Origin of the sequence: Kineococcus siccus, assembly GCF_009906795.1 — a bacterium.
Classification (GTDB): domain Bacteria; phylum Actinomycetota; class Actinomycetes; order Actinomycetales; family Kineococcaceae; genus Kineococcus; species Kineococcus siccus.
Genome location: NZ_JAAALN010000258.1, coordinates 1 through 5,308, shown reverse-complemented (window position 1 = coordinate 5,308; position 5,308 = coordinate 1). Strand labels below are relative to the sequence as shown.

The following is a 5,308-nucleotide window of genomic DNA, read 5'->3' as shown; positions in this document are numbered from 1 at the left end:
CCCCCGACTGGAGCCCTCCCGTGCGCCTCGACCAGTTCCCTCGCCACCCGCTGACGTTCGGGCCGAGCCCCGTGCACCCGCTGCCGCGCCTGAGCGCCCACCTGGGCGACGTCTCGGTCTGGGCCAAGCGCGAGGACGTCAACTCCGGTCTCGCCCACGGCGGCAACAAGACTCGCAAGCTCGAGTACCTCGTGCCCGACGCGCTGGCGAAGGGCGGCAGGAGGAGGAGCTCGGCGTCTTCCTCGACACCGTCGTTGTGTGCTCGGTGACCGGCTCCACGCACGCCGGGATGATCGCGGGTTTCGCCGGACAGGACCGGCCGCGGCGGGTCCTCGGCATCGACGCGTCCGACCGCATCGCCGAGACGCAGACGCAGGTCGAGCGGATCGCCCGTCGCACCGCGAACCTCATCGACCTCGGCCGCGACCTGCGCGACGACGAGATCACCGTCCTGGCGGGCTGGGCGGGCGACGCCTACGGCATCCCTGTGGCGTCCACGCTCGACGCCATGCGGCTCACGGGGCGCCTGGAGGGCGTCGTGCTCGACCCCGTGTACGAGGGCAAGTCGATGGCCGGGCTGATCGACCTGGTCCGCGACGGGCGGATCCCGGCCGGCTCCACCGTGCTGTACGCCCACCCCGGCGGGCAGCCCGCGCTCAACGCCTACAGCGCACTCTTCCGCTGACCGCGCCGGCGGGCGGTGCCCCTCAGGAGGTGGGCAGCCGCTCGCCGGGGCAGCCGGCGAGCACCTCGGCCATGGCGTCGTGCTCGGCGGGGGTGACCCACAGCCCCCAGGCGCGCTTGACGGCGATCTGCCGGGCGACGTACGGGCACGCACCCTCGGGCGGCAACCACTGCGCCGCATCGTCATCGCCCTTGGCCGAGTTCAGCGTCCCGTCGACCGCGAGCAGTTCCAGGGGGTCGTTGGCGAACTCCCGCAAGTCCTCGTCGGAGAACTCCGAGGCCCCGGTCCGCCACGCGTCGGCGAGCGCCACGACGTGGTCGACCTGCACGTCCGCGCTGGTGTCCGCCCCCCGCCGGAAGGAGATCACCGCGTCGGAGTACGGGTCGTCCAGGGTGCCGCTCAGGACCACGCACCCACCCTCGCGCGTGCGCACCCGGGTGAGGTCGCGGCGCAGGACGTCGTCGCGCGTGCTGCAGCCGTTGCCGTCGACGTCCGCCCAGGACGGGCCGAACCGGTCGCGCTGGTACCCGCGCGAGGAGCCCTCCGGGGCCACCTCCAGCTCGGCCAGCGCGGCGACCGCGCTGCCACCGGACGGGGCGCCCCTCTCGCCGCCGCGCTGCCCGAGCACGACCACCACCAGGACCACCAGCAGGAGCGGGACCAGGATGGCGGCGGCGGCACCGCTGCGTCCGCGCTGCCGCACCGCTCCCCCTCGCCCGCCGGTCCTCGCGGAGCACACGACGACGAAAGGGGGCGCGCGACGTGAGTCGCGCGCCCCCTGCCGGTGCTCCGTGGAGCTCCCGCCACTGGACTCGAACCAGTAACCTGCCGGTTAACAGCCGGCTGCTCTGCCAATTGAGCTAGGCGGGACCACGACCGCTCTCACCCGTTCGGGTTCCTGCGGCCACAGCACGTCAACCGTACCAGCCCGGCTGCGACGCTCGCGTCACGAGGCGGGTGGTGCGCTCGACTGCCCCACCCATCGGCCACGGGCCGGGGGACCTGAGCCCGCGCGGGGTCTCAGGCGCCCTGCGCGCGCTCCTGCAGCGCCCGGCGCAGCGCCTCCAGCCGGAACAGCTCCGTGGTCGCCTCGCCGTACTCGCCCGCCTGGGCCTGCGGGTCGAGCCGCTGCAGGGCCCGGCGCGCCTGCGCGACCGCGCGGGTCGCCGACTGCAGCGCCAGGGCCGCGATCATCGACCGGCCCCAGCGCTCCACCTCGGACTCGTCGGCGACGGGGAGGTCCATCACGGCGAGCTCCTGCACCAGGGCCGCGACCGGACCGGACGCGTACTCCAGGACGCCGGAGACCCAGGCGGTGCCCGGCGGCGCCTCCAGCGGCCCGCCTGCGGCGGTGACCGCGTCGTGCACGGCCTGGTGGGCGGGGGAGGTGAAGGCCCCGTCCTCCAGGGCAGCGAAGTCCGTCGCCACCGCCGACGGGTACTGCAGGACGCACGCCAGCACCCGGCGCTCGAGCACCGCCACCGGGTCGAGCGGGTCGACGCGGGCGCGCACGGACGCCTCCCGGCGCGCGGGGGCCGCGGGCCCGCCCTCGCGGCGCCCGTGCCGGCGGACCCGGTCCAGGACGAAGCGCTCGTCCAGGAAGCCGAGCCAGCGGTCGAGGTTGACGGCGTAGCGGTGCTGCAGGCCCACGTCGCGGATGCCCGCGACGATGGGTGCGGCCGCGTCCAAGGCGGCGAGGCGGCCGGCCTCGTTGTCGAGGTCGAAGCGCTCCAGCGTCGAGCGGATCGCGAACTCGAAGAGCGGCACGCGCGCGGCGATCAGCGCGACGACCGCCTGGTCGCCCTGCGCCAGCCGCAGGTCGCACGGGTCGGCCCCGCCCGGCTCGACCGCGACGTAGGTCTGCGAGGAGAAGCGCTGGTCCAGCTCGAAGGCCTTCAGCGCCGCCTTCTGCCCGGCCGCGTCGCCGTCGAAGGTGAAGACGACCTCGCCGGAGCCGTCGGCGTCGCCGAGCATGCGCCGCACGATGCGGACGTGCTCCTCGCCGAAGGCCGTGCCGCAGGTCGCCACCGCCGTCGTCACGCCCGCGAGGTGGCAGGCCATCACGTCGGTGTAGCCCTCGACGATGACGACCTGCTTCCTGCGCCCGATGTCGCGCTTGGCGAGGTCGAGGCCGTACAGGGCGTGCGTCTTCTTGTACACGGGCGTCTCAGGGCTGTTGAGGTACTTGGCCTCGATCCGGTCGTCGTCGAAGAGGCGGCGGGCCCCGAACGCGACCGTGGCGCCGCTGACGTCGCGGATCGGCCACACGAGGCGGCCGCGGAAGCGGTCGTACAGGCTGCCGCGCTGCGACCGCGCGGCGAGCCCGGACGTGAGCAGCTCGTCCTCCGTGAACCCCTTGCCCCGCAGGTGCTTCAGCAGCGCCTCGCCGCTGGAGGGGGCGAAGCCGACGCCGAAGCCGGCCGCCTCGGCCCGGCCGAAGCCGCGCTCGGCCAGGAACCGGCGCGCCGTGTCGGCGGGGCCCTCGGCCTCCAGCTCGGCGCAGTAGAACTCCTCCGCCACGCGGTGCGCCTCCAGCAGCCGCTGCCGCTGACCGACCCCGGCGCCGCTGGGACGCTGCCCCGCCCGGCCCGCGTCGTCGACGTAGCGCAGGGTGATGCCGACCTGGGACGCGAGCCGCTCGACGGCCTCGGTGAAGCCCAGGCCGTCGATGCGCTGGACGAACTCGATGACGTCGCCGCCCTCGCCGCAGCCGAAGCAGTGCCAGCGCCCGACGAGGGGGCGCACGGTGAAGCTGGGGGTCCGCTCGTCGTGGAAGGGGCACAGGCCCTTGAAGGAGCCCACCCCGCCGGGCCGCAGCGCGACCTGCGCGCCGACGACCTCGTCGATCTTGACGGTCTCCTTGACCGCCAGGAGGTCGTCGGGGTGGATGCGGCCGGGCACGGGCCCGAGTGTAGGTCCGTCGGCGCGGCCCCGGCCGAGTGGCAGGATCGCCCCTGTGAACGATCCCGCTGCCAGTGAGCAGACCGGCACCGCACGTCGTGACGTCACGAGCGACCGCGCCTGGGGCTTCCGCACCCGGGCGGTCCACGCGGGCGCCGTCCCCGAGCCCACGACCGGGGCCCGCGCGGTCCCGATCTACCAGACGACCAGCTTCGTCTTCGAGGACGCCGCCGACGCGGCCAACCTCTTCGCGCTGCAGAAGTACGGCAACATCTACAGCCGCATCTCCAACCCCACCGTGGCGGCCCTGGAGGAGCGGATGGCCTCGCTCGAGGGCGGCCTGGGGGCGCTCGCGTGCAGCAGCGGGCAGTCGGCGGAGTTCCTCACCTTCGCCGCCCTCGCGGGCGCGGGCGACCACATCGTCGCCTCCAACAACCTCTACGGCGGCACGGTCACGCAGCTCGACGTCACGCTGCGCCGCTTCGGCGTCGACACCGTCTTCGTCGACCCGGAGCCCGAGGCGGTGGCCGCGGCCATCACGGAGAAGACCAAGCTGGTGTTCACCGAGCTGGTCGCGAACCCCTCCACGGTGATCGCCGACATCCGCGCCCTGGCCGACGTCGCCCACGCCGCAGGCGTTCCGCTCGTGGTCGACGCGACCACCGCCACGCCGTACCTGTGCCGCCCCGTCGAGCACGGCGCGGACATCGTCATCCACTCCGCGACGAAGTTCCTCGGCGGCCACGGGACGACGCTCGGCGGGATCGTCGTGGACGCCGGCACGTTCCCGTGGGACAACGGCCGGTTCCCGCAGATGACCGAACCCGTCACCAGCTACGGCGGGCTGTCGTGGTGGGGGAACTTCGCCGAGTACGGGTTCCTCACCAAGCTGCGCAGCGAGCAGCTGCGCGACGTCGGCGCGACCCTCTCCCCGCACAGCGCGTTCCTGCTGCTGCTCGGCGTGGAGACGCTGCCGCAGCGCATGCGCGAGCACGTCGCCAACGCGCGCCGGGTCGCCGAGTGGCTCGAGGCGGACGAGCGCGTGAGCTGGGTCCGCTACTCCGGCCTGCCGTCGCACCCGCACCACGACCGCGCGCAGCGGTTCCTGCCCGAGGGCCCGGGAGCGGTGTTCTCCTTCGGCGTCGCGGGCGGTCGCGCGGCGGGTGAGCGGTTCATCGAGGCCTGCCGGCTGTGCTCGCACCTCGCGAACATCGGCGACGCGCGCACGCTCGTGCTCCACCCCGCGAGCACGACCCACCAGCAGCTCAGCCCCGCGCAGCTCGCCTCCGCCGGGGTCCCCGAGGACCTGATCCGGATCAGCGTCGGGCTCGAGGACGTCGACGACGTCCTGTGGGACCTCGACCAGGCCCTCACGGTCGCGACGAAGGGAGCCGGGGCGTGAGCGCCACCGACCCCACCGACGTGACCCTCGGCTCCATCGGCGACACGGGGACTGTGGCGGCGCAACCGTCGGCGCCGGCCGCCCCGGCGACGAGCTCCCACGACGCCCCCGTCGACGGCAGCGCGGGCGCCTGGACCGCGCCCCGCCCGGGCGAGCGGCTCCGCATCCTGCGGCGCAGCCGGACGGTCGCGGTCGTCGGGGCGTCGAACAAGTCCTCGCGCGCCTCGTACTTCGTCTCGACCTACCTGCTCGCGAGCTCCGACTTCGAGGTGTGGTTCGTCAACCCGCACGAGGAGACGATCCTCGGCCGGCCCGCCCAC

At 74.4% G+C, this 5,308-nt stretch carries 4 protein-coding genes, 1 tRNA gene and 1 pseudogene; 3 read left to right on the top strand and 3 right to left on the bottom strand.

Features of this window, described 5'->3' with window-relative positions; all coding sequences use genetic code 11:
• The first annotated feature begins 20 nt into the window (after positions 1-20).
• Positions 21-685, top strand: a pseudogene (locus GTR02_RS24980) (pyridoxal-phosphate dependent enzyme).
• Positions 686-707: 22 nt separating this feature from the next.
• On the opposite strand, the gene GTR02_RS19505 reads toward GTR02_RS24980, so the two are convergent.
• The 3 genes from GTR02_RS19505 to dnaG all read right to left on the bottom strand — a co-directional run bounded on the left by GTR02_RS19505 (position 708) and on the right by dnaG (position 3,586).
• A complete protein-coding gene (locus tag GTR02_RS19505) occupies positions 708-1,388 on the bottom strand; it encodes an HNH endonuclease family protein (RefSeq protein ID WP_338073939.1) in 681 nt (226 codons plus the stop codon).
• Between the two features lie 94 nt (positions 1,389-1,482).
• Positions 1,483-1,555: transfer RNA gene (locus GTR02_RS19500), tRNA-Asn, on the bottom strand.
• A 150-nt stretch (positions 1,556-1,705) separates the two neighbouring features.
• Positions 1,706-3,586 (bottom strand): DNA primase, encoded by a 1,881-nt coding sequence (gene dnaG / locus GTR02_RS19495; protein ID WP_166609145.1) that lies wholly within the window; start codon positions 3,584-3,586, stop codon positions 1,706-1,708.
• 55 nt (positions 3,587-3,641) lie between these two features.
• On the opposite strand from dnaG, the gene GTR02_RS19490 reads away from it, so the two are divergent.
• Both GTR02_RS19490 and GTR02_RS24715 read left to right on the top strand, forming a co-directional pair.
• Positions 3,642-4,988, top strand: coding sequence for an aminotransferase class V-fold PLP-dependent enzyme (locus tag GTR02_RS19490; protein WP_166609144.1), 1,347 nt, complete (start codon positions 3,642-3,644; stop codon positions 4,986-4,988).
• The coding region (locus tag GTR02_RS24715) for a CoA-binding protein (RefSeq protein WP_338073938.1) at positions 4,985-5,308 on the top strand (324 nt) is incomplete at its 3' end. The genes GTR02_RS19490 and GTR02_RS24715, both read left to right, overlap by 4 nt.